Raw genomic sequence first — 24,623 nt, 5'->3', positions numbered from 1 at the left:
GGAGGGATTGTGCTCGACGACCGCAAGCTCGACGTGCTCAAGGCCATCGTCACCGATTTCGTCTCCAGCAAGGAGCCGGTGGGTTCCAAGGCATTGGTGGAACGTCACGGACTTCGAGTGTCCCCGGCAACCGTGCGCAATGACATGGCCGTGCTGGAGGAGGAGGGGTACATCACCCACCCCCACACCAGCGCCGGTCGTATTCCGACTGACAAGGGGTATCGCCTCTTCGTCGACCGGATTGCCACCCTCAAACCGCTGTCCGAGCCTGAGCGTCGAGCCATCCGGGCCTTCATGACCGGAGCTGTCGACCTCGACGATATCGTGCGTCGCACGGTGCGACTGCTCGCCCAGATCACCCACCAGGTCGCCATCATGCAGTACCCGGTGGCGACGACGGCGACGATCCGTCACCTCGAATTGGTGAGCTTGTCGACCGACCGCGTTCTCATCGTGCTCATCATGTCGTCGGGATCGGTGGAACAGCAGGTTGTCGAGCTTCCTGGTCATGACGAGGAGAATCTCGCCGTTCTTCGCACCCGGCTGAATGAGTCTCTCGTCGGATTGACAGTTACTGAGGCGGCCGACTCCCTTACTCGGCTCGTGGAAGATCTGGGGCCGGGCGAAGGCCGACAAGCGGCCTCGGTGATCGCCGCCATTGTCGAGATCCTCGCCATTGACCCGTCCGCCCGGGTGGTCGTTGCTGGAGTTCCCAATCTCACCGCGTTCGGTGCACAGTGGGAGACGACGGTGCGTCCCGTCCTGGAAGCCCTTGAGGAGCAGGTTGTCCTGATGCGACTGCTCGGCGAGGCGACTGCGGGGGAGGCTGGCGAAATCACGGTGCGTATTGGCGCTGAGAACACTGATGTGCCCTTCCAATCGACCTCGCTGGTGGCGAGCACCTATGGTCCTGAGGACGCCTTGTCGGGTCTTGGCGTCGTCGGGCCCACCCGAATGGACTACCCCTCAACCATGGCAGCTGTGCGAGCCGTGGCCCGCTATGTGGGCCGGTTCCTGGCAGAAGGATGATTCTTGAGCAACGACTACTACGAGATTCTTGGCGTTTCCCGTGATGCGAGCGCCGACGAGATCAAGAAGGCTTATCGCCGCAAGGCCATGAAACTTCACCCCGATGTCGCTGGGCCGGGATCGGAGGACGAGTTCAAGAAGGTCCAGGAAGCCTATGAGGTGCTCCAGGACCCGCAGAAGCGCGCCGTCTTCGACCGTGGCGGAGACCCGAACGCCCGCATGGGTGGATTCGGCGAGGGCGGATTCAGCACTGCCGGATTCGACTTCACCAACCTCGTGGACGCCATGTTCGGTGGCGGAACCTCCTTCGGCGGTGGCGGACGTGGGCCCCGCTCCCGGACCCGACGCGGCCAGGACGCCTTGGTGCGGATGCGCCTGAGCTTGGCTGAGGCGGTGTTCGGCGTCACCAAACCGCTGGACGTCGACACCGCGGTGGTGTGTCCGAAGTGTCAAGGTAAGGGAGCACAGTCCGGCTCGGAGCCGGTGACCTGCCACACCTGCCAAGGGCGCGGCGAGGTCATCACGGTGCAGCGGTCCCTCCTTGGTGACATTCGCACGAGCCAGCCCTGCCCGACCTGTCGTGGCTACGGCACGGTGATCCCCGATCCGTGCCAGGAGTGCTCCGGTGAGGGGCGGGTGCGCACCACCCGCACCATCAACGTCAAGATCCCTGCCGGAGTTGCTGACGGCAACCGGATCCACCTGGATTCCCAGGGAGAGGTGGGGCCCGGTGGCGGCCCGGCCGGAGACCTGTACATCGAGATGACGGTCAGCCCGCACGAGGTCTTCACCCGCGAGGGAGACAACCTCGAGATGGTCGTCACGATCCCGATGACCGCGGCTGCACTGGGAACCAATGTCGCGGTGCACACCCTGGAGGCCGATCGCGAGGACTTCGAGGAGTCCGAGAAGTCGGTCAACGTCGAGGTGCCGGCAGGAACCCAGTCGGGAACCCGCATCGTCGTGTCCGAGCGTGGAGTGCCGCGGCTGCGGCGTGGTGGACGCGGTGACCTAGGCGTCACCTTCATCGTTCAGACCCCGACCAAGCTCGACTCCCACCAGAAGGACCTGCTGTGCCAGCTGGCCGAGGCCCGCGGAGAGACCAAGGTGTCGGCGTCCGTCGAGAAGTCGGGTGGACGCGGCATGTTCTCCCGCATCAAGGAAGCCTTCGGCGGATGAGCGACGCCTGCTTCCTCGGAAAGATTGCTGGGGCCACCCTCGAGTCGGTGGTCGAGATCACCGGGGCGGAAGGGCACCATGCTGGTTCGGTGCGCCGCATTCGGGTGGGGGAGACCGTCCTCGTTACCGACGGTGAGGGCCATGCGGTGCGCGGACCTGCCGTCGAGGTGACGAAGGCGTCCGTGAGCGTCAAGGTGATCGAGGTGTTTGAGGCACCTGTCACTGCCCACCGCTGGGTTGCCGTCCAGGCCTTGCCGAAATCAGACCGTGCCGAGCTCGCGGTGGCGACCCTCACCGAGATGGGAGTTCACGAGATCTTGGCCTGGCAGGCAGATCGGAGCATTGTGCGCTGGAAGGGCGACAAGCAGACCAAGGGTGTCGCGAGATGGCAGGCGGCTGCCCGAGAGGCCACCAAACAGTCTCGACGTTTTCGTATACCGCAGGTAGAATTGGCGCAGACTCGTGAGGTTGTTGAGCGGATTCGCAGTGCCGAAGCCGCTTATATTTTGCATGAGTCGGCCACCGAACCACTGGTGCATCAGGAATTGCCGGCATTCGGTGAGGTGATCTTCATTGTCGGCCCAGAGGGGGGCATCACCGACCAAGAAGTGGACGCTCTCGTCGCGGCTGGTGCATGCCCTGTGACGGTATCGGATGGGGTGTTGAGAACTTCGACCGCCGGCGTGGTTGGCTTAGCCCAGTTGCGGGCCATGGCCAACCTCACCGCCTGCCGTTGAGAACGTCGTGGGTTGGGATCAGGGCTCGACCGTTACTTTGATGGCCTCGCCCTTCGCGACGATGTCGAAGACTGTCATGACGTCGTCAAGCTTCACATGGCGCGTAATGAGGTCCTTGACCGGCACCTGCCCCGACGCGATGTACTGCAGGGCACGCTTGTTGTGCTCGGGGGCCGAGCCGTTGGCGCCATGAATATGGAGCTGACGGTAGTGGACCAGGTTCGAGTCGCACGTGATCGTCGGATTCGCCTTCGGCAGCCCGCCGAAGAATGAGATACGGCCATTGCGGGCGGCCATGGCCAAGGCCTGCTCCTGGGTGATGTTGGCCGGGGTTGCGGTAATGATGACGTCGGCACCGCGACCGTTCGTAAGCTCCATGACCTTAGCAACGGCATCGGCTTGAGAGGCGTCGATAGTGATGTCAGGTTTGACGGCAGCGGCGGACATCGCGAGGCGCTCGGCGTTGATGTCGACCATGACGATGGTGCCGGCCTTATGCACGCCACGCGCAATGCGGGTGTGCATACACCCAATCGGTCCGGCGCCGAAGATGACGACGACATCACCGTCGTCGATACCGAGCTGTTCCTGGGCATTGATGGCGCACGCGAAGGGCTCAGCAGCGCTCGCTTCGTCAAAATCGACGGCGTCGGGGACCCGATTGAGGCCGTCCACCTTGAGCACCTGGGGCGGGACGATCATGTATTCGGCGAATCCGCCGTCGTACTGGTAGCCGACGCTGGTCTGGTTCTGACAGACCTGCATCCACCCCTTGCGACACTCGTGGCACTCCCCGCATGGGACGGCCGCGATCGACTGGACTCTGTCCCCGATCTTCCAGTCCCCAGCCGCCTCGGAGCCGATCTCAACGATCTCACCGGCAACCTCGTGGCCCATCGTCGTAACGCCGGTGATGTTCTGGTGGCCATTGTGGAGGATCTTGACGTCAGTGCCACAGGTGGAGCAGTTGCGAACCTTGATCTTAATCTCGTCGGGTTTGCACTCCGGTTCGGGGACGTCCTCCAGTCGAACATCCTCGGGGGCGTGGAACCTCAATGCCTTCATGATGTGTGCCTTTCTGTGATCCGGTGGTTATGCCTGCTGAGAGCCGAGAAGGTCAAGGACCTGGTCGGCGGACATCGCCTCACGAAGGTGTCGAGCGGTGTCGGGATTGGACAAGACTCTTGCGAGGGCCGTCATGATGTCGAGGTGCTCGTCGCTGGACGACGCGATGGGAATAACGATGGTGCACGTGTTCCCGTCCCAGTCAACTCCCTCGGGGAATTGGAGGAATCCCAGGGTGGCCTTACTGATGTGAGTGCGGACCTCATTGACACCGTGGGGGATCGCAATCCCCTCGCCCATATAGGTGGAAATCTCATGTTCCCGGGCGAGCATGCCCTTGACGTAGACCTCGTCTGCGGCACCTTCATCAACGAGCACCTGGCCAGCCATGGTGATGGCTTCCTCCTTGCTGGCAGCGCGCTGTCCCAAACGGATGGCGTCACGAGGCAATACGCTGGTGGCCACGCGAGTGGTGGTGTTGGTAGTCGACGAGTGGGGGAGTGCCTCGTCGACAGGCTTGGTTCCATCATGTGCAGCGCGAACCTCGGCCTCGACCTGGTCGAAAGCCGGATCGTTCATGTAGTTCCTAAAAGGCACGATGCGGGCACCGGGCACACGCTTGTGGGCGCGGTCGACGAGTCCTTCCTGGGTGAGGATGAGGGATGCATCTGCGGGGATGTGATCGACTGCTGTGTGCGCGACCTCAACCCCGTAAGGGGACAACCTCTTCTTCATGGCAGATGCGACCATCACCGACGAGCCCATGCCAGCGTCACAGGCGATGACGACCTTGGAAACGTCAGTCAGCGGAGCCTCGGCGTGGGGCGCGGCAGCAGTGCTCGTGGCATTGTGGTCTGCAGCTTCGACGGCTGCGTCGTCCTTGTCGTGATCCGTGCGAATGAGCAGCATTGCCACGATGAAGGAGACAGCGGTTGCGACGAGGAAGTCAGCAATCATGGCCAGATAGTGACCAGGCTGACACATCAGGAACCACGCGATGATCGATCCTGGGGAGGCTGGAGCGACGAGGCCGGCATGAAGCGCGATGCCAACGGCCAGACCACTCGTGGCACCAGCAATGGTGGCAAGGATCGTCTTGGGCTTCATGAGCACGTATGGGAAGAAGATCTCGTGGATGCCGCCGAAGAGGTGGATGATGATGGCACCGGGAGTGGATTGACGGATCTGGCGGGAACCAAAGAATTGGTAGGCGAGCAGTAGCCCGAATCCGGGACCGGGATTCGACTCAACCATGAAGAGGATTGAACGCCCGGTGGTGTGAGCCTCCTGGGTGCCGAGCGGAGTGAAGATACCATGATTGACGGCGTTGTTGAGGAAGAGCACCTTTGCCGGTTCGACGAGGACAGACGCGAGCGGAAGCAAGCTGTGGTGGACGAGGAAACCGACCCCAGCTGCCATCCAATCCATGAGAGTCGACACGATAGGTTCGACGCCCAGATGTCCAATGATCGCGAGGATCATACCGAGGATGCCGACCTCGAAGTTGTCGACGAGCATCTCGAATCCGGAATGGACTCGGCCCTCGAGCAGCTTGTCGACTTGCTTGAGGAGCCATGCGGCAAGCGGGCCCATCACCATGGCGCCCAGGAACATCGTAATGTCGGCGCCGACGACGACGCCCATCGTGGCGATCGCGCCGATGACCCCGCCGCGGGTCCCATTGACGATCTTTCCACCGGTGTAGCCGATGAGGACGGGTAGCAGATAGGTCAGCGTTGGATCGACGAGCTTGGCGAGGGCCGCGTTGGGGGCCCACCCTGTTTCGATGAAGAGAGCCGTGAGCAGGCCCCAGGCAATGAAGGCGCCGATATTCGGCATGATCATGCCGGCCAGGAAGCCGCCGAAGCGTTGGACGGAGGCACGTACGCCGTGCCCCTGCAGGTCCTTGTTGACCGTCGCGTCGGGTAGTGACATCGCAACTCCAGTGTGCTCGTCTGCCGATCGTCGGCAGGATCCTCATTGATCTGTGAACAAGTCTGAATCTGTTTGTGTATGTTGTCAAGGAGTTGCGTTGTGTTGGTTTTCCGGGGTGAAAAACAACGGGGTCGGACAGATGCCATCTGTCCGACCCCGTATGCGTCGTTGGGGCGAGAGATTACTTGGCGCCATCAAGGGCGACAGCGAGTAGGCCGCCAACAAGGCCAAGATTCTTGAAGAACTGGATCTGGTCGCCTTGCTTCTCGGCGCCTTCCTTCTCCCAGAAAGCGTGTCCAGCAGCGGTGACCGGGACGAGCTGGGCGGCCAGAATGGTGGCGGCCAGGCGCGGCTTGATGCCGAGGGCCAGCAAGGAACCAGCGGTCAGCATGGTGCCTCCATTGATCTTGACCAGCAACTCAGAATCGACCTCAGGGATCTGGGAGCGGGTCGACCCCGGGAGCTTGGCGAGCCGTTCGTTGACGGCCCCGGAAAGCTGATCGGCATTCTTGAATTCCCCAAGGCCGCCGGTGACGAAGATGGTCGACAGCAGGGCACGGGCGGTGAATTTGGCAAAAGACATTGATCCTCCTGATTAGGTTGACGCTACTTCTATCGTGGCTCATGACGGCTCGCCGTGCGCCGTGAGGGGCTTGTTGGTGCGGTGACGTTCGCGTGTAGGTGACGTGAACCCGCTCTCGACCGTCGAGCTCACGTCGGGTTGCCGTTTCACGTCCGTGACACCTCGATGGGGGCAACATTCGGTCGCGGCGGCGGAGACGAGGGTCAAGCAGACAGGGCGAGAGCCAGTGGAAGGACGTGCCCGGCTCCAGCTCGTCGCAACGATCGTGCAGCGACTGTCATAGTCCATCGGCTAGAGATGACGTCGTCGACAAGGAGGACCGATGCCCCGCCAAGATGGGATAGTCGAGACATCAGTTCCGGCCCGACACCAAAGCGGTCATGGACGTCACGGAGTCGGTAGGCCGAGTTGGTGGATGACTGAAGGCGGGTAGCTCCGTCCGCCAGATCGAGCCAGCCAAGGTCTTGCAGCTGGCCAACCCGGGCGATCCCCGAAGCCAGTGAATCAATGAGACGCGGACGGGTAAGTGACGGGACGCGCACGACCGCGGCTGGGCGCTGCTCCCAGTCCCATTCAGCCAACACCTGTAAGCACGCCTGTGCCAACGCCGAGGTGATCTCGGCATCGATGGGGACCCCATCGGCGTCGGAGCGCAGTAGCGTGCGCAGTGCCTCTCCCCAACCAAGATCGGTGAGCCTGGCAATGCCCCGACCCTCTTCAGCAATTTCGTCGGCAGGGATACGCCCTTTCAGCCCAACCTGGAGAGCCTCCATCCCCGATGGCCAGGTGGTGCGTGGCTCTACCGGTACCCCCACCCTCCGCAGGGACTCAATGGCCGTTTCAGAGGCTGACGGATCGACGCCGGTTGGGTACCACTGCCCAGCGCAAACGTCGCAGCGTCCACATGGGGCCGTCAACGGATCGTCAAGCTGCCCAGTGAGAAAGGCCATACGACAGGTCTGTGAGCGCTCATAGGCGAGCATGGCCTGCTGCTCCCCAAGACGTGACAGGAAGATACGCTCGTAACGTTCAGTATCGAGCGTCCACGGCTTGCCAGTGGCCTGCCACCCATCTCGAACTTTCGTAACCGAGCCGTCAACGGCCATGACCTTCAGCAGTAAACCCAACTGGCCACGCCTCATGTTGACTCGCGTCTCCAGCGCCGGGATGGACAGCACTTGGCCGCCGGCTAGTGCTGCGAGTACGCCATCGGCGCGTTCCTGGGTCGGCATCGAAGCGGTGGCGAAGTAGCTCCAGATGTCGGGATCCTCTGGGCCGGGAAGCAACAAGACATCGGCGTTGTCGGTGGCGCGACCAGCACGCCCTACCTGCTGGTAATACGCAATCGGGGAGCTCGGTGCTCCCAGGTGCACGACGAAACCGAGGTCTGGCTTGTCGAAGCCCATGCCTAGGGCACTTGTTGCCACCAAGGCCTTGACCTGATTATTGCGCAGCGCTTCCTCAAGCTCGCCCCGTGCTTCGGCATCGGTGCGTCCGGTGTATGCCTTCACATTGTGACCGGCCATGGCCAGGGCGCGGGCGGTATCTTCGGCCGTTGGCACCGTCAAGCAGTAGATGATTCCCGACCCGGGGAGCTCACCGAGGTGCTGGACGAGCCAACCGAGCCGGCTGGAAGAATCAGACAAATTGAGGACCCCGAGTCGTAATGATGCCCGGGCTAGTGGCCCACGCAGGATGAACACATCATCAGCGCTGGGGGCAATCTGCTCGGCCACATCCTGGACCACACGGGAATTCGCGGTTGCCGTCGTTGCGAGTACGGGGATCGTGAGCGACAAGGCGGAGACCAGTGTGCGAATGCGTCGATAATCAGGACGAAAGTCGTGTCCCCAGTCTGAGATGCAATGGGCCTCGTCAATAACCAGCATGCCCATTCTCCGCACCAACTCGGGCAGTTGCCGACTGGCGAATGTGGGATTGACGAGGCGCTCGGGGGATATCAAGAGGACATCGAGATCGTCGGTGTCGAGGCGGCGGATGATCTCGGCCCATTCGGTGGCATTCGCCGACGAGATCGCTGCCGCCCGCACTCCGGCCCGTGTCGCGGAAGCCACTTGATCGCGCATAAGAGCGATGAGAGGGGAGACGATGAGGGTTGGCCCTGAACCCGTGGCACGCTGAAGCAGGGTGGCGACAAAGTAAACCGCCGACTTTCCCCAGCCGGTGCGCTGGACGACGAGCGCTCGACGATGATGGGCGACGAGAGCTTCGATGGCCTCCCACTGTCCGGGGTGGAAATCAGCATCGTCGCGACCGACGAGACGGCGAAGGATGGCCAGTCCTTGGGCTCGCAAATTCTGTGTATTCTGTACTGCTTCGGTGTCTGCCGTCATGGCCCCTCCTTCTGTCGTCATTCTTTCCGGGACGCATGACAGTTTCGTGGGACAGCTCCGGCGCAACAGGAGAACAGCGTTGTCAGAACGGCAGAGGTAGGTGCTCAATGGCTGCTTGTGCCTGGTCTTGCTGGGCAGTGACGACTCCCGTCAGCCATGCGACGACCTGGTCTCGGGCGGTCTCGTCGAGAGCTTGGACAACGTCGAGGTATTCGGCACCAGCATTGGCAGCCGCGCCGCAGCGGCGTACAACCTCCGCTGGGGCGGGGGAGTCTACCGCGTTGAGGGACGTGAGGAATGCCTCACCATTCTCGACCAGCTGAGCACGCCCGGCATCGGTCGGCTGAACCTTGCCGATGAGGGACTTGAGCCGCTTGACTCGCTCCTTTCGTGCTGAGGTGAGGTTGTCGAGAGCGCCTTGCCAGACCAGTCCTGAGAGGCGGTCACGGGACATGAAGAGACGACGAATCTGGTGGTACCAGGCTTGTAGAGCAGAAAGGTTGCCCAGATAAGTGACGTTATGAGCGATGATGCGATCGAGCTTGGCGTAGCTGGCCGGGGTCACCGGACGCTGCCTACCGGCGGGCGGAGGAGTGAGGACGAGCTGGTCGTCGTCAGTGATGTCGTCACGAAGGATAGACCCAGCCCCGACCACTGTTCCGAATCCGGTCACCACCGGCCCGACCGTCCCGCCCTGACCGCCGAGGAAGATCGGGTGCTGATTGAGCAACACCCCATGCGGGACGTCACCGAAGAGGGATGCCGTCGTCTTGTCGCCGTCGGGAGTGAAGTTGAAGTGAATATATGAGGAACCGACCTCGGAATGGTTGGAACGCGAGGTGCCACCGGTCATGAGAACGTCGCAGAAATTGATGAGACTGCCCAAGGTGACGAAGGGCATGAGGACGGTCTGTTTGAGGCCGACAGTGTGAGCCCCGCCGGCTTCCTCCTCGAGAATCGTGCCCGCTCGGACGTGGGCTCCCGACCCCATGTTCGAACCAGCCAAGAAGACGGCGTCCTGGGCGAAGCCGCCCTTGAGCTTGACCCCGGTGCCGAGCTGGCAGTCCTGGATCGTCATGGGTGCTTCATCGCCGAGCACACACCCGGCGGAGATGACCGTGCGACGGCCACGAATCCGACATCCGGGGCCAATGACGACACCGTCACCGCTGATGTTGTCGACGTCGACGTCGTCGTCAATGTCGACGGTCAACGGATTGGGGATGCGCACCCCCTTGTCGATGAGCGTGGCCACTTTCTCCAGGCCACGCGGTTGCAGCGCAGGGGAGTTGACGTCCATCGATGGTCCTTTCGGGTGGCGGTTCGTACCGACCAGCGTAGTCAGTCGTGTTGACGGCCGCGGGCCATGACGAGCCAGGCCGCTGCGACGACGAAAGCCATGCCAACCATCTGCACCGGGGTGAGGGTCTGGCCCAGGATGAAGAATCCTGCGGTTGCGGCCACGGCCGGTTCCATACCGGTGAAGACGCCATAGACCGTGGTGTCAATGTGGCGCAGGGCGTACATCTCCAGGCTGTAGGGCAGGGCGGAGGACATCAGGGCTACCACGAGACCAATGAGGAGGTGGCGGGGCTGGACGAGGTCAGCCTCCTGGGCAACGAATCCGATCGGCAGCAGGACGACCGAGTTCAGCGCGATGGCCCACCACAACCCCTCGAGCTTCGACCAACTCGCCCCGACGAGTTGTGCTGACTTGGCGTAGAGGGCCCAGAAGATACCGGCGGTGAAGGCCAGCAGGAGGCCGAGAATGCTGATGCTGGCCCAATCGGCATTGAGGGCCCCGGAGACCCCGACGACACCGCCCAGAGCGAGCAGGATCGCCAACCAGTCACGCACTGAGTGGCTTCCCAGGGCGGCCATCCCCAGTGGCCCGAGGAACTCGACGGTCACTGCCACACCCAGCGGCAATCGCTCCAGGGAGAAGTAGAAGGCGGTGTTTAAGCCGCCCAGGGCGATGACCAGAGCCAGCACCCTCATCCAGTCGTCGCGGGTGTGGTCGTGTAGATGAGGTCTGACGACAGGGGCCATGAGAAGGGCGGCCAGCGACATTCGCAACGCAACGGTTCCCAGCGGTCCCACCTGAGGGATGAGGGTGGCAGCCAAAGCTCCCCCGATTTGAACTGAGAGGACAGCTCCTAACATGAAAAGAACTCCGCGCACGGGGCCCACCATAGTGGCGCACCTGCCACGATCATGGCGCTGCTGTCGGCTCGTCGCGCCCTGGAGGGTCTGGATCGATGCCCCACACTCGGTGTATCGGTTCTGTGGCTGACCTCAGCGCGGCACCACCAGGGCGAATCCTGACAGGGTTAGGTCAGAAAATGCACCTCCGGAGCGTTCGTGGGCTTCCTTGGCTGCTGATGAGTCCACTTCTTTGATCATGGCTCCGGTTTCCAGATCGTAAAGGCGGATGGTGGGGGTGTCGGTGGAGGTGTCGATCACTCCGACGGTTTTGCCTTGGATTCGAGGTGGTTTTCCCTGGTCTGTGGCCAGGTGGGTGTTCACGATGAGGCGGGATTTTCCAGTGGTCAGGTCAGTGGCCACGACCTGTCCGGACAGGAGGGTCCAGATGAATTCATGTCCCATGATGACCGCGTCTGAGCCGCCACCGCTGCTGTCTTCACGGACTCCTCCGCCGTCGATCGTATTGAGGGGTTTTCCGTGTTCATCGGTGATCGGGATTTGCCGGGCTGATCCTGTTTTCAGGTTGAAGAATGCCAGGGTGGTTTGAGGATATGTCGCCTTCTTGTTCCATGATGTTGCCCCCAGTCGCACGACGAGTTCCCCGCCGCGACATGTGAGGCCGCTTTCGGGGTGCAAACCCCACTCTGTTGTCAGAAAGGGTCCTAAGTCTATTGTCTTGCGGTGTTGTTGGTCGATGCGGAATAGTTGCACTCTCGTGGGATCTCGGTTCGTGTCCCACGCCATCCCGTAGATTTGATTGTTGCACATGGCAAGGTCGGAAACCCAGTGTGGTATGTGCATTGATGTGCCATCGGTGAATTCGAGGAGGAATGTGTATTTGTCGGGATTTGATGGATCGTCACCCCAATTTGACAAGAATGCGAATTCTCCGTCTCTGAGGGGATAAGGCTGGGTGAAGGCTGAATCCGATACGTAAGGATCTGTCCGGGGTATGATCCTGGTTCCTGATTTCCCTATGACGTACATGTTGGAGAAGTCGATGAAGGCAACGTTCCCGTCAGTATCGGAGCCGACGCTAGTGTATCGGGGTGCGTTGTCCAGTTTTTTGACTGCATGGGTGGTGTCGCCGTCGAGGGACAAGAGCCCCGGACGATTGAAGATGGGGTCATCTGGTTGGCTCCAAGCTGTCGCGATCCTGACATCGGCGGGAAGCGTATCGGTTTCACCGATGGGCGTCGTCTGGACCGTTGCGCAGGCGGTGGTCGTGATGACACAGATCACCGCCACCATGAAGGTCGCAAGCCTCGTGCGCTTGCGACCTTCATGTGCTGATTTCATGATGGTTGATGCGGTTTTCATCTTCAGTAATGCACGAGATAATGACTGTCTCGAATGTCATCAGGGTAAACACCTGGTCCGCCATCGGAATCAAGGTCATATCCGGAGGTCTTGTATGCTGCCCACACGAACTGGGAACAATTGTAATGGGAGTCCTCAACCTTCTTATTGTTCCAGAATTCTTTCTTGTATGGTCTACCGAGGTGGGCATATGCCCAGGTCTTTGCGTTTTCTCGCGCCGACCAGGGTATGCCTTTGAGGCCATATCGCCCCCAATTGCGAGATACACATTTCGATCTTGCGTAAATCGTTCGAGTAGTTTTCCTTAATCCGGGGGCTTCCGCGAGGCGATTAGGATCGGCGTACAGAGCAACATGATTCCACGTCGATATGCCAGCAGGTCCGGCAGCTGTCCACATGATGTCACCACGATGCTTGGCCTCAAGAGGATGGGCGGGGCAGTCTTCGGAACCGCTCGATGACGATCTCGTCGCGAAGCCGCCGAAACCCGACTCGCGGGCTTCGCGAGTGACTTCTGCAACGAGGAACTCAGCAGTCTGTTCCGGTGACTCGTTGCGTTGACCAGCCAAGGACTCAACGCCTTTGATCACATCCGTTCTCGTCGATTCAGGCGTGAACCGCATCAACGTGTCGATGTCACTATCCCACGCAGTCGCATGTACTGGTGCTACGGAGGTCGTCGCGGTGAGCAATGCGCCGACGACGGCCATCCCCAGAGTATGAACAGCTTTCATGGGTATCTTTCCTTCTCGGAGGTGAGCCACATTGCTCACAGCGTAGCTACACGCTAGCAACAGGCCCGTACCGGAGAAGGGCAGGGTAGGGTATTGGTCCCCTCTGGTTCGGCGTACCTGGGTTGGACTCGCCAATACAATGGCGCCCATGTCATTCGGCTTCGAGGTCACCTCACGTCTTGACGACGCCTGCGGGCGCACCGGCATCATCCACACACCACACGGCTCCGTCGAGACCCCGGCCTTCGTTGTCGTCGGGACCAAGGCGACCGTCAAGTCCCTGCTACCTGAATCCGTGGCGGCACTGGGGGCTCAGGCCGTGCTGGCCAACGCCTACCACCTTTTCCTGCAGCCAGGACCAGAACTTGTCGATGAGGCCGGAGGACTGGGCCAGTTCATGAACTGGAGCGGCCCTACTTTCACCGATTCCGGTGGCTTCCAGGTGCTCAGCCTCGGCGCCGGGTTCAAGAAGACTCTGGCGATGGACATCTCCGAGCTGACCGAGGATGACGTCATGGCTGCCGACGCCGACCGTAAGGCCATGGTCGACGAGAACGGCGTCACCTTCCGCAGCCCCCTCAACGGTGACCTTCATCGCTTCACCCCTGAGGTGTCGATGGGGATTCAGCACTGTCTCGGTGCGGACATCATGTTCGCCTTCGACGAGCTGACCACGCTCATGAACACCCGCTCCTACCAGGAGGAGGCGTTGGAGCGTACGCGACGGTGGGCCGAACGCTGCCTGGCCGAGCATCGTCGCCTCACCGAGGCCCGGGTCGGCAAGCCCTACCAAGCCCTCTTCGGGGTCGTCCAGGGTGCTCAGTACGAGGACCTGCGCCGCAAGGCCTGCCGGGATCTGTCGCAGATGGAGATTGACGGCCAGCGATTCGACGGCTTTGGCCTGGGAGGTGCCATCGAGAAGGTCAATCTTGGGCGGATCGTCACCTGGTGTGCCGAGGAACTGCCGGAAGATCGTCCCCGTCACCTGCTGGGCATCTCCGAGCCTGACGACCTCTTCGCCGCCTGCCGTGCGGGTGTCGACACCTTCGACTGCGTCAACCCCTCCCGGGTGGCCCGCAACGCCGCCATCTACACCGTCGATGGGCGCTACAACGTCAACACCGCCCGATTCCGGCGTGACTTCGGTCCGTTGGAGGAGGGCTGTGACTGCTACACCTGCACCCATTACTCCCGTGCCTACCTCCACCACCTGTTCAAGGCGAGGGAGATGCTAGCCAACACCCTGGCGACGATCCACAACGAACGCTGGACGGTTCGGCTCGTCGATCAGATTCGCGCTGCCATGCGGCATGGAGAGCTCGACGCTCTCGAGACCGATTTCATGGGTCGTTGGAATATCAACGGTGGAAGGTTGGTCAAGGCCAACTGATATGCCTGTTCTCCCTCATCCTCGGCCTCGCGACGGAAGAGACTGAAGGCGCCACTCGTGACGCTCGCGAACGCGAGAGTCGATCGTGGCCTTCGTGGCGATGGACGCCCTTGACGTCGATGACGACGTCGAGGTGGGGTCACTGATAATGGTCGGTCGATTCGATCGGCTCCCTCGACCAGGGTGATGATCGACGGGATGCCCGAGCGGGTCGAGGTCCTGGGCGGCACCATCGCCCTCGTCGAATTCCGTGGTTCCACTCAGATCGACCGTCTCCTCGAGATCATCGTCACCGAGCCGATGAACCGTGGCGGACTGATCAAGCTGGACCATCTTCGCTCGAGCTTGAGCGAGATCTACCGAGAGGTGTCCCAGTGGGACCTGGCCGTCAGCGAGGTAATGGACAAGATCGAGGTGGTTCGGGCTGCCGATGAGGCCGAGGCCGATCGCAAGTTTCAGGGTGACGGCTGGTCTTCATTCCGCTGCGCATGCTCGGTCATCGCGCGCGGCGGTGGCCCTTGTCCTCATGGCGTTCTCCGTGCTCGCAGGAGAAAGGATCTATCGACACTCGATCTTGCGGACGAACGGCCGGGTCAGCGTCGAGAACGCTTGGAGGCCGAACGAATTCGTGGCGCGACGTTCGAAGGTGCTGGTGTACGGGACTGTCAGCGAAATCTGCCAAAAATCGGCCCGACACCATGATGGCAACGTCACCATCGGCGTTTATTGGCAGATTTCGCCGGTATTTCGAGGCACAGCGTCAGTGCTGAGCTGCTGCCAGCCTCTCCTGGTAGGTCGGCTCACGCTTCTTGATCCACGCGATGATGCGAGTCGTGATCGGGATGCAGGCGTACTCAACGAGGGTCTTCCACAAGAATCCGAAGAAGGCGTAGTTACACCACTGGCCGAAGCTGGTGATTCCGACGACTGGTGCCGCGATGGCGCAGAAGATGACGGTGTCGACGGCCTCACCAGCGCCGGTGGACCCCATCAGTCGACCGACCAGGCCGCGCTCCAACCACTTGGCCTTGAGACGAACCATGATGACCGAATTCGTGAACTGCCCGGCGAGGAATCCGCACGCACCGGCCAGCACCATCTGCCACAGCGGTCCCAGCGACATCTCGAGGGCGGCGTCATGAGCCACAGAGTAGGGATCGGTGAACCCCGGAAGGGCAATGATCGCCCAGAAGCACAGCACCGAGAGGATTGCACATATGAACCCCATGACGATGGCCCGGCGAGCAGCCTTGATCCCGTAGATCTCAGTGGTGATGTCTCCCATGACGTAGGCGAGCGGGAAGAGGAAGAACCCGCCGTCGGTGGTGATGGGGCCGAGCTGGACTCCCTTCGATCCGCCGATGTTCGACAGGATGACCACGACACACATGAGGGTTAGAAGGATGTCGTAGTGCCCAGACCCGCGATCGGCATACGTCGGGCGGATGGTGGCAGATGATCTGCGGCTGGAGGAGTCTGATGTCACGGCGAAATGGTATCCGTGTTGAGAAATACCATCGAGGTGACGACCACAACCAAAGGAGGTTTCCGTGACCCTTGCAAGCTCGGAACTCAGCATCAGCCCACAGCGAGATCTTTACCCGCCGATCGAGCCTTATGACACCCGGATGGTCGATGTGGGTGATGGTCAACAGCTTTACGTCGAGCAGTATGGCAACCCCAATGGCAAGCCGGTGGTCTTCCTGCATGGTGGCCCTGGCGGCGGTGGCGGTGTCGAGCGCCGTCGTTTCTTCGACCCCGAGGCCTACCGCATCGTCGTCCTCGACCAACGCGGTTGCGGTCTGTCGACCCCGCACATTGCCAAGGCTCGCACTCCGGAGGAGATGACCACCAACACCACCTGGAAGCTCGTCGAGGATCTCGAGACCATCCGGGAGCTACTCGGCATCGAGCGCTGGCAGGTCTTCGGCGGGTCCTGGGGATCATGTCTGTCCCTGGCCTACGCCGAGAGTCATCCCGAGCGGGTGACCGAACTCGTGCTGCGCGGCATCTTCACTCTGCGCGAGCAAGAGCTGAACTGGTACTACAACTTCGGTGCTTCCGAGGTCTTCCCTGAGCTGTGGGAGAAGTTCTGCGAGCCGCTGCGTCGAGCCGGGCATGACTTCTCCCGCGACAACATCGCCGCCTACTACGACCTGCTCTGGGACGACGACCCCGATGTCCACGGTCCTGCGGCCGTGGCCTGGACGACCTGGGAGGGAGCGACCACCTCGCTTTCCTTCGACCCATCCCACGTCAAGGAGTTCTCCGATCCGGAGTTCGCGCTGGCCTTCGCCCGCATCGAGAACCACTACTTCGTCAATCACGGGTTCATGGTGGAAGGACAGCTGTTGCGTGATGCCCACAAGCTTGCCGGCATCCCGACGATCATCGTCCAGGGCCGCTACGACATGTGCTGCCCAGACGTCACCGCCCTCTGTCTGTCCAAGGTGCTGCCGAGCGCCGATCTGCGCATCGTGCTGGCTGGTCACTCGGCCTTCGAGCCGCTCGTCGCCTCCGAGCTGGTGAAGGCCACCGATCAGTTTCGCGGCTGAGGTCTGGATCTCGGAGGGCCGGCGTCGAGAGGTGTCGGCCCTCTTCCGCGTCCGAGGACGTCGACCAGTGCGGTCGTGCGGGAGGACAAGGGTGACACCACCCATTCTGAGACCGTCACAGCCCTGGAATCCTGCCAAGACGCTCGATCCATTCGCACCACGTAGCGCTCCTGGGCCTGTCCCGGGACTGATCACCCGCGGAAGCAGGGGACCGTCTCCAATTCCCCGGGCCAACCCCACTCCTGGACGGCCAGATCAGCTGCCCGGCGGCACAGGGACGCCAACTCCGGCGTCCTTCCAGGGTGTTCGGCGACCCATCGCCACCGCGAGACCAGACGTTGACGCCCAGTGCCGAATCGTCCGGAAACCTCTCGACGTTGCAATGGACCCACGGACAACTCGGTGGTTTGAAGGGTGGCTGCAGTTGCAGCGAGGGCGACCATGTCATCACTGACCTCGGGTCCGATTTCCACGTACCCGGCCAGGGCAGCTTCTCGGAAGGCCCTATTCACCTGCCCGGAGTCGTCACAACTGACCCACGGTACCTGCAGATGAGCCACGTCGACTGCGGGGTGATGGACGCTGCTGGCCTCGAAGTCGATGAAGGTGGCGTCACCCCCATCCGCGGGAATGACGACGTTTCCCGGACACGGATCAGCCTGGGTGAGGACGGCGTCATCCCCGCCTGCGAGCTCGGCGAACAGTCTGACCTCGGCAGACGCCTCCGGGCTGAGCATCTCGTCGTCCAACAGCTCAGCGAGCCTAACCGCCCCGCGCCCCGATAGCCGAGGGGAGGCCGGGCCACCTGCGGACAGCGTTTCCGGATCGGCCTTCCTGATGAGCTGTCGGAAGGTCGCCACATCGGCGTGGCGCATCGTCGCCCCCAGACCGCGTCCCCATGCGCGGCCCGCCTCCATAGCGGCATCAGGATCAGACCCGGACAGCACGTCGCCGAGAGTTCGCACCGCTGCGAGATCTGCCATGACGATGACTCCAAGATCCAGGTCAGCGGCCAGCAGCCGTGGCGCCTCGGGGATCGTCGCCAGTCCAGCCCATTCCCGCACGATCCCGAAACCGCCGGAGTTGTGGGCCATGGCTTTGGAGCGAAAACACTTGGCAATGACGGTGTGGGCTCCCTCGCTGGCCACGGTGGAACCGTCCACCCAGCACCGAGCGACGCTGGTGCGCACCCCGTCGCGCAAGACCTCGTCAAGGGACAACTCCGTGCCCAGGACGAACGCGGCGTCGTCGAGCCAGCCCAGTCCCATCTCCACCTCCTGGCTACCGCGGCGATCAATACAGTCGTTGGCTACGTCTACAGTGAGAGAGTACACATTCACGTCATAGCGGAGAGAGCCCTGACCACCACCTTGCACCCCCACAACACCGATACCGGCAAACACGGCCCAGCGCGCCGAGTCGTGACGGTGCCGGCATCGATTCCCATGGTCACGCTGGTCGGTCCCAACGACGAGTTTCTCAAGCATCTCGAGGATGCCCTCGGTGCCGACATCCTGGTGCGAGGCAACGAGATTCACCTCGCCGGGCATCCCGCCGATCTTGCCGACGCCAACGACATCCTCACGGAGATGACCACCATCATCCGTACTGGGCAGGGGCTGTCGGTCGACGACGTCGACCGGATCGTCGCGATGACCCGCAACGGAGAGGGGCCAGCCGAAATCATGACGGCTGACATCCTCAGCAATCGTGGCAAGACGGTTCGTCCGAAGACCCTCAACCAGAAGCACTATGTCGACGCCATTGACGCCAACACCGTCACCTTTGGCATAGGCCCCGCTGGTACAGGCAAGACCTACCTGGCGATGGCCAAGGCGGTTCAGGCCCTGCAGACCAAGCAAGTGAGCCGGATCATCCTCACCCGTCCGGCCGTGGAGGCGGGGGAGAAGATCGGCTTCCTCCCGGGCACACTGTCCGAAAAGATCGACCCATACCTGCGCCCGCTCTATGACGCGCTGCGTGACATGGTCGATCCGGACTCCATCCCGCGTCTCATCGGCGCCGGAACCGTCGAGGTGGCGCCGCTGGCCTACATGCGTGGTCGCACCCTCAACGATGCCTTCGTCATCCTTGACGAGGCCCAGAACACCTCACCGCAACAGATGAAAATGTTCCTCACCCGTCTGGGGTTCGGCTCCAAGATTGTCGTCACCGGTGACATCACCCAGGTCGACCTTCCCGGCGGGGTGAACTCCGGTCTGCGAGTGGTGCAGGGCATCCTCGACGGCATCGACGACATCGCCTTCTGCAACCTCACCAGCCGTGACGTTGTCCGCCATCGCCTCGTCAGCAAGATCGTTGCCGCCTACGACCGTTACGACACCGTAGTCGAGCCACACGGCCCCAGAAACCCGCGCAAGAACAGGAAGACCCGATGATCGACATCACCAATGAGTCCGGCTCCCCGGCCGATGAGGAGGGGCTGGTCGGACTGGCGACCTTCGCCCTGGATCGGCTTCGCATCCATCCGTCCTCGGAGCTGTCGATCATCCTTGTCGACGAGGACACGATGGAGGCCTACCACGAAAGGTTCATGGGCCTGCCCGGGCCGACCGACGTGCTGAGTTTTCCCATGGACGAGATGCGCGCTCCCGGCGACGACGAGGATGCGCCGTCCGGTCTGCTCGGCGACATCGTTCTGTGCCCGAGCGTCACCGCTCGTCAGGCTGCCGAGAATGGCCGTACCCCTGACGGCGAGGCGGAATACCTCCTCATTCACGGTTTGCTTCATCTGCTCGGCCACGACCACGCCGAGCCAGAGGAGAAGCGCATCATGTTCGGGCTCAACGACGAGATCATCGCCGCATGGGACGATCATCGAGGTCAGGCAGGTCAGCGGTGACGCAGCAGGAGTGGGTCGTTCTGGCGATCGCCTTCATCTTCACAGTGTTGGCAAGCCTCAACGTGGCCATGGAGACGGCCCTTCAGCACATGTCCCATTCCAAGGCCGAGGAGTTGGCCGCCGACGGGCGGAAGCCCCATCTGCGGGTGCAGGACATGGTGGCCGATCCAGCTCCCTTCATCAACACCGCGATGCTGGTGAGAGTCCTGTCCGAGGTGACTGCGACGGCTCTCGTTGCGCTCCTCATCTTCGGTCATTTCGATCTGCCCTGGCAGCAGGTACTCGTCGTCGTGGCCATCATGGTTTTCGTCGATTTCCTGGCCTGGGGAGTGGCCCCACGTACCCTGGGTCGCCAGCATGACACCGCGATCTGCACCTTCTGGTCGCGTCCGTGGGGTGTGGTGGCGCAGGTCCTGGGCCCGATCGCGGCCCTGCTCATCCTCATCGGCAATGCGCTGACCCCTGGCAAGGGATACGCCGAAGGCCCGTTCACCTCCGAGGCCGAGCTGCGTGAGATGGTCGACTACGCCGAGGCCTCCGACCTCATCGAGGCCGACGAGCGCGAGATGATCCACTCGGTCTTCGAACTGGGCGACACCCTCGCCAAGGAGGTCATGGTCCCGCGTACTGACGTCGTCTTCATCCCGCAGTCCAAGAACCTGCGTCAGGCCATGTCCCTGGCTCTGCGTTCCGGATTCTCCCGAGTGCCGGTCATTGGTGAGAGCCTCGACGACGTTCGGGGCGTCGTCTACCTCAAGGACCTCTCCCGTCGAGTTCTTGACAACCCGGAGGGCTACGCGTCCGAGACCGTCGAGTCGATCATGCGTCCCGCAGTCGTCGTTCCCGATTCCAAACCGGTCGACGAGGCGCTGCGCGAGATGCAGCGCGACCGTAACCATCTCGTCGTCGTCGTCGACGAGTTCGGTGGTACCGCGGGCCTGGTGACGATCGAGGACATCGTCGAGGAGATCGTCGGCGAGATCGTTGACGAGTACGACGCCGAACCAGCCCTCACCGAGGAGATCGAGGACGGAGTCTTCCGAATCTCCTCCCGACTACCGGTTGACGACCTGGGCGAGCTGTTCGACCTCAAGCTTGACGATGATGATGTCGAGACCGTCGGTGGCTTGATGGCCAAGGAATTGTCCGTCGTCCCGATCCCCGGATCTGTCATCATCTGGGAGGGGCTCGAGATCACTGCCGAGAAGGCGACCGGTCGACGTCACCAGGTGGACACCTGCCTGGTGAAGCGGGCCCCCGAGGAAACTCCAGAGGAGGAGGACGACGATGAGTGACGACGAGATGCCCTCGCTGGCCGATCTCATGGACAGCGACGACGAGGAGATCTCCGACGTCGACTACGTGGCAGCCCGGGTGGCCGAGTCCACCCGGGCCGGGTTCCACTCCGGGTTCGTGTGCTTCGTCGGACGTCCGAATGCAGGCAAGTCGACCCTGACGAATGCTCTGGTCGGCTCGAAGATTGCGATTGCTTCCTCGAAGCCGCAGACGACTCGTCACGTCATCCGTGGCGTCGTCACCGACGAGGACTCCCAGATCGTCGTCATCGACACCCCCGGACTCCACAAGCCGCGCACTCTGTTGGGGCAGCGGCTCAACGACCTCGTCTTCGACACCTGGACCCAGGTCGACGTCATCGGCGTGTGCCTGCCCTCCAATCAGCGGGTCGGGCCGGGAGACACCTACCTCGTCAAGCAGATCGCTGACCTTCCCAGGAAGCCCGCACTCATCGCCCTGGCGACGAAGTCGGACCTGGTCTCCTCGGCGCGGATGGCTGAGCACCTCACCGCCATCGACAAGCTGCAGGAGGAGGTCGGCATCGAGTTCGCCGAGATCATCCCCTGCTCGGCGGTCTCCGGTGAGCAGGTCGACGAGGTCCACGACGTCATCGCCTCCCTGCTACCCGAGGGACCCGCCTACTACCCGGACGGCGAGGTCACCGATGAGCCGACCGAGACCCTCGTTGCCGAACTCATCCGCGAGGCGGCCCTGGAGGGTGTGCGCGAGGAGCTCCCACACTCCCTGGCCGTGGAGATCGTGGAGATGGGACTGCGTGAGGGACGACCGGAGGACCGTCCGCTGCTTGACGTTCACGCCTCCCTCATCGTCGAACGTGACTCCCAGAAGGGAATCATGATCGGCCACCACGGATCCCACATCAAGGAGGTCGGCACCCAGGCCAGGCAGCAGATCTCTGCTCTGCTGGGCACGCCGATCCACTTGGACCTTCAAGTCAAGGTGCTGCCGAACTGGCAGTCCGACCCCAGGTATCTCAATCGACTGGGATTCTGAGGTCTGGGGCCGATGACGGTCTCACATTGCTGAGGCCGTCACCTCACCGCCGGCGATCGGCAGGTCGTTGGTCAGCCCTGCCAGTTCCTCCCCGGGCAGGTCGAGGGGTTACGGTCCCTTCGACGGCTACCCTCACGGGACCCCATGGATCGACGTCGGAGAGCGGGGTCTGGACGTCGAAGCTGGCCTTCTCACGGAAGAATCCCTCACCGTGGACGCCAAGTTTGCGCATCGCCGCAGTATTGCACCACATCGAGTACAGGTCAGCCGAGACGAGGACGACCGCACGGTCGCCGGCCACGGCATCGAGCTGTGGGGCATCCGGGCTCGAGCCCCATACCGAGGACCGGAAGCCAAACCCGTGCGGGATGGGCTCGGTACTGTCCGCCTCCGAGGAATCAGCGGCACCCTGTCAGGCTTTCGGGCCGGCGGCGGTCGATGTCACGCTTCGGACGGATTTGAGAAGGATACCGTGGCTTCGCGACGGCGGTGTACCCTCAGATCCATGTCGCGGTCGCGCGCGTTCCTGCTTGTGTGCCGCAGCGAGGCCCGTTGAAAGGGTGGCCTCCTCGCTGCGGGTGATCGGGCTGCCCGAGAAGTCACACACTTTCGGAGAGACCACTACTGATGACGCGAATTCAGCCCCGCCCGTGCCAGCTGACCAGCCCCATGCCCATCGGTCGCTACAAGCCCTTCGTCCCACAGAAGCTGTCTGAACGCACCTGGCCCGACAAGACTCTCGACCACGCTCCGCGCTGGCTGTCCACCGATCTGCGTGACGGCAACCAGGCACTCATCGACCCCATGACGCCAGCCCGCAAGATGAGGATGTTCGAGCTGCTCGTCGAGATGGGCTACAAGGAGATCGAGATCGGTTTCCCCTCAGCCTCCCAGACCGACTTCGACTTCGTCCGTGAGGTCATCGGGTCAGGCATCGTTCCTGACGACGTCACCATCTCTGTCCTGACCCAGGCTCGCGAGGACCTCATCGAACGCACCGCGCAGAGCTTGGTCGGCGCTCACCGCGCCACCATCCACATGTACAACGCGGTCGCCGAACTCTTCCGTCGCGTCGTGTTCAAGATCGACGAGAAGCAGTGCATCGACCTGGCCCACCGCGGCACCGAGTGGGTCGTCAGGTACGCCGAGAAGTACCTGGATGACGTCGAGTTCGGGTACGAGTACTCCCCGGAGATCTTCAGCCAGACTCCCACCGACTTCGCGATCGAGGTCTGCCATTCCGTCATGGACGTCTGGCAGCCCGGTCCAGACCGCGAGATCATCCTCAATCTGCCGGCCACCGTCGAGATGAGCACCCCGAACACCTACGCCGACCAGATCGAGTACTTCTGCCGCAACATCCGCGGTCGCGAGAACGTCTGTGTCTCCGTGCACCCGCACAATGACCGTGGCACCGCTGTCGCGGCCGCCGAGTTCGCTCAGATGGCCGGTGCCGATCGCGTTGAGGGCTGCCTCTTTGGCCACGGTGAGCGCACCGGCAACGTCGACCTGGTCACCTTGGGCATGAACCTCGTCAGCCAGGGAGCTGACGCTGGCATTGATTTCTCCGACATGCCGAAGATCCGCCGCACCGTCGAGTACTGCACCGGTCTGCCGGTTCCAGCTCGCCAGCCCTATTCTGGCGATCTGGTCTTCACCGCGTTCTCCGGCTCCCACCAGGACGCCATCAAGAAGGGGCTGGAAGACTTGACCCTTCGCGCCGAGGAGAAGGGCATTGACGTCAACGAGACCGCCTGGGAGGCCCCGTACTTGCCTGTCGACCCGCATGATGTGGGCCGCAGCTACGAGGCCGTCATCCGCGTCAACAGCCAGTCCGGCAAGGGTGGCATGGCCTACCTCATGAAGACCGAGCACCAGGTTGACCTGCCGCGTCGTCTGCAGATCGAGTTCTCCCGCGCGGTGCAGAACTACACCGACGACCAGGCCCGCGAGATCTCCCACGACGAGATCTGGGACCTGTTCAACCGCGAGTACCTGCAGGTGCCCGGTATCGAGCTGGTCAGCCGTACGACCTCAACGGAGTCCGGCACGTACCAGCTCACCGCCAACCTGCGAAACAATGACGAGGACACCCAGGTCCATGGTGAGGGCAACGGTGCGGTCTCGGCATTCATCGACGCCCTGGCCTCCCTCGACGTCGCCGTCCAGGTGCTCGACTACTCCGAGCACGCCATGACCTCTGGCGGCACCGCGAAGGCAGCCGCCTACGTTGAGTGCGAGATCGGAGACGGCGAGACCTCGCAGATCCTCTGGGGTGTCGGAGTCGATCCCGACATCACTCAGGCGTCTTTGAAGGCTGTTGTCAGTGCGGTGAATCGTTCCCGGCGCTGACTCGGACCGGGC

The 24,623-nt window shown here is 62.3% G+C and carries 20 protein-coding genes and 3 pseudogenes; 12 read left to right on the top strand and 11 right to left on the bottom strand.

Annotated elements, in window-relative coordinates; genetic code table 11:
- The first annotated feature begins 9 nt into the window (after window positions 1-9).
- The 3 genes from hrcA to ACSJJT_RS02290 are packed head-to-tail and all read left to right on the top strand — an operon-like array spanning window position 10 to window position 2,945.
- Window positions 10-1,029, top strand: a complete 1,020-nt coding sequence (hrcA, locus tag ACSJJT_RS02300) for a heat-inducible transcriptional repressor HrcA (protein WP_435916742.1) — start codon at window positions 10-12, stop codon at window positions 1,027-1,029.
- Between the two features lie 3 nt (window positions 1,030-1,032).
- Window positions 1,033-2,208, top strand: a complete 1,176-nt coding sequence (dnaJ, locus tag ACSJJT_RS02295; RefSeq protein ID WP_435916741.1) for a molecular chaperone DnaJ — start codon at window positions 1,033-1,035, stop codon at window positions 2,206-2,208.
- Window positions 2,205-2,945, top strand: coding sequence for a 16S rRNA (uracil(1498)-N(3))-methyltransferase (locus ACSJJT_RS02290; protein ID WP_435916740.1), 741 nt, complete (start codon window positions 2,205-2,207; stop codon window positions 2,943-2,945). Before dnaJ ends, ACSJJT_RS02290 begins: the two co-directional genes overlap by 4 nt.
- Before the next feature lie 18 nt (window positions 2,946-2,963).
- Here the strand turns inward: ACSJJT_RS02290 and ACSJJT_RS02285 are convergent, their stop codons facing one another.
- The 8 genes from ACSJJT_RS02285 to ACSJJT_RS02250 form a co-directional block, all read right to left on the bottom strand.
- The gene (locus tag ACSJJT_RS02285; protein ID WP_435916739.1) at window positions 2,964-4,010 is read right to left on the bottom strand and encodes a zinc-dependent dehydrogenase; all 1,047 of its coding nucleotides are present in this window, start codon (window positions 4,008-4,010) and stop codon (window positions 2,964-2,966) included.
- Window positions 4,011-4,037: 27 nt separating this feature from the next.
- Window positions 4,038-5,945: a PTS mannitol transporter subunit IICBA gene (locus ACSJJT_RS02280; RefSeq protein WP_435916738.1), complete on the bottom strand. Its 1,908-nt coding sequence runs from the start codon at window positions 5,943-5,945 to the stop codon at window positions 4,038-4,040.
- A 181-nt stretch (window positions 5,946-6,126) separates the two neighbouring features.
- The gene (locus ACSJJT_RS02275) at window positions 6,127-6,528 is read right to left on the bottom strand and encodes a DoxX family protein (protein ID WP_435916737.1); all 402 of its coding nucleotides are present in this window, start codon (window positions 6,526-6,528) and stop codon (window positions 6,127-6,129) included.
- A 203-nt stretch (window positions 6,529-6,731) separates the two neighbouring features.
- Window positions 6,732-8,903, bottom strand: coding sequence for a RecQ family ATP-dependent DNA helicase (locus tag ACSJJT_RS02270; protein WP_435916736.1), 2,172 nt, complete (start codon window positions 8,901-8,903; stop codon window positions 6,732-6,734).
- Between the two features lie 61 nt (window positions 8,904-8,964).
- Window positions 8,965-10,182: a UDP-N-acetylglucosamine pyrophosphorylase gene (locus ACSJJT_RS02265; RefSeq protein WP_435916735.1), complete on the bottom strand. Its 1,218-nt coding sequence runs from the start codon at window positions 10,180-10,182 to the stop codon at window positions 8,965-8,967.
- Between the two features lie 41 nt (window positions 10,183-10,223).
- Entirely contained in the window at window positions 10,224-11,075 is an 852-nt protein-coding gene (locus tag ACSJJT_RS02260; protein WP_435916734.1) for an EamA family transporter, read from the bottom strand.
- A 102-nt stretch (window positions 11,076-11,177) separates the two neighbouring features.
- Window positions 11,178-12,407, bottom strand: a complete 1,230-nt coding sequence (locus tag ACSJJT_RS02255; protein ID WP_435916733.1) for a hypothetical protein — start codon at window positions 12,405-12,407, stop codon at window positions 11,178-11,180.
- Between the two features lie 2 nt (window positions 12,408-12,409).
- On the bottom strand, window positions 12,410-13,141 hold the full coding sequence (locus tag ACSJJT_RS02250; RefSeq protein WP_435916732.1) for a hypothetical protein: 732 nt from the start codon (window positions 13,139-13,141) through the stop codon (window positions 12,410-12,412).
- 148 nt (window positions 13,142-13,289) lie between these two features.
- Here ACSJJT_RS02250 and tgt point away from each other — a divergent pair, with 148 nt between their 5' ends.
- From tgt to ACSJJT_RS02235, 3 genes and pseudogenes are all read left to right on the top strand, one after another.
- Window positions 13,290-14,531, top strand: coding sequence for a tRNA guanosine(34) transglycosylase Tgt (tgt, locus tag ACSJJT_RS02245; RefSeq protein WP_435916731.1), 1,242 nt, complete (start codon window positions 13,290-13,292; stop codon window positions 14,529-14,531).
- Window positions 14,532-14,649: 118 nt separating this feature from the next.
- Window positions 14,650-14,765 (top strand): annotated as a pseudogene (locus ACSJJT_RS02240) (sensor histidine kinase); the annotation flags it as partial.
- A gap of 233 nt (window positions 14,766-14,998) precedes the next feature.
- Window positions 14,999-15,165 (top strand): annotated as a pseudogene (locus tag ACSJJT_RS02235) (ABC transporter permease); the annotation flags it as partial.
- A gap of 126 nt (window positions 15,166-15,291) precedes the next feature.
- Here the strand turns inward: ACSJJT_RS02235 and ACSJJT_RS02230 are convergent.
- Window positions 15,292-16,044 (bottom strand): queuosine precursor transporter, encoded by a 753-nt coding sequence (locus ACSJJT_RS02230; RefSeq protein ID WP_036976556.1) that lies wholly within the window; start codon window positions 16,042-16,044, stop codon window positions 15,292-15,294.
- A gap of 37 nt (window positions 16,045-16,081) precedes the next feature.
- On the opposite strand from ACSJJT_RS02230, the gene pip reads away from it, so the two are divergent.
- A complete protein-coding gene (gene pip, locus ACSJJT_RS02225; RefSeq protein WP_435916730.1) occupies window positions 16,082-17,086 on the top strand; it encodes a prolyl aminopeptidase in 1,005 nt (334 codons plus the stop codon).
- A gap of 191 nt (window positions 17,087-17,277) precedes the next feature.
- On the opposite strand, the gene ACSJJT_RS02220 is transcribed toward pip, so the two are convergent.
- Entirely contained in the window at window positions 17,278-18,420 is a 1,143-nt protein-coding gene (locus ACSJJT_RS02220) for a phosphotransferase family protein (protein ID WP_435916729.1), read from the bottom strand.
- Window positions 18,421-18,456: 36 nt separating this feature from the next.
- Between ACSJJT_RS02220 and ACSJJT_RS02215 the strand changes: the two genes are divergently transcribed.
- From ACSJJT_RS02215 to era, 4 genes are read left to right on the top strand one after another with little or no spacing between them, the layout of a single operon-like run.
- Window positions 18,457-19,485, top strand: coding sequence for a PhoH family protein (locus ACSJJT_RS02215; protein ID WP_435916728.1), 1,029 nt, complete (start codon window positions 18,457-18,459; stop codon window positions 19,483-19,485).
- Window positions 19,482-19,949 carry an rRNA maturation RNase YbeY gene (gene ybeY / locus ACSJJT_RS02210; protein ID WP_435916727.1) on the top strand — a complete coding sequence of 156 codons (468 nt, stop codon included), beginning with the start codon at window positions 19,482-19,484 and terminating at the stop codon, window positions 19,947-19,949. Before ACSJJT_RS02215 ends, ybeY begins: the two co-directional genes overlap by 4 nt.
- Window positions 19,946-21,244 carry a hemolysin family protein gene (locus ACSJJT_RS02205; protein ID WP_435917034.1) on the top strand — a complete coding sequence of 433 codons (1,299 nt, stop codon included), beginning with the start codon at window positions 19,946-19,948 and terminating at the stop codon, window positions 21,242-21,244. Before ybeY ends, ACSJJT_RS02205 begins: the two co-directional genes overlap by 4 nt.
- Window positions 21,237-22,259 (top strand): GTPase Era, encoded by a 1,023-nt coding sequence (gene era / locus ACSJJT_RS02200; RefSeq protein WP_435916726.1) that lies wholly within the window; start codon window positions 21,237-21,239, stop codon window positions 22,257-22,259. Before ACSJJT_RS02205 ends, era begins: the two co-directional genes overlap by 8 nt.
- Window positions 22,260-22,404: 145 nt before the next feature.
- Here the strand turns inward: era and ACSJJT_RS02195 are convergent.
- Window positions 22,405-22,641, bottom strand: a pseudogene (locus ACSJJT_RS02195) (amidohydrolase); the annotation flags it as partial.
- 245 nt (window positions 22,642-22,886) lie between these two features.
- Here ACSJJT_RS02195 and leuA point away from each other — a divergent pair.
- A complete protein-coding gene (leuA, locus tag ACSJJT_RS02190; protein WP_435916725.1) occupies window positions 22,887-24,611 on the top strand; it encodes a 2-isopropylmalate synthase in 1,725 nt (574 codons plus the stop codon).
- The last annotated feature ends 12 nt before the right edge of the window (window positions 24,612-24,623 follow it).

This window comes from Cutibacterium nasicola (assembly GCF_051303185.1).
Classification (GTDB): Bacteria; Actinomycetota; Actinomycetes; order Propionibacteriales; family Propionibacteriaceae; genus Cutibacterium.
Note: the sequence above shows the minus strand (reverse complement) of the source record. Positions and strands in the feature narration are given on the sequence as shown.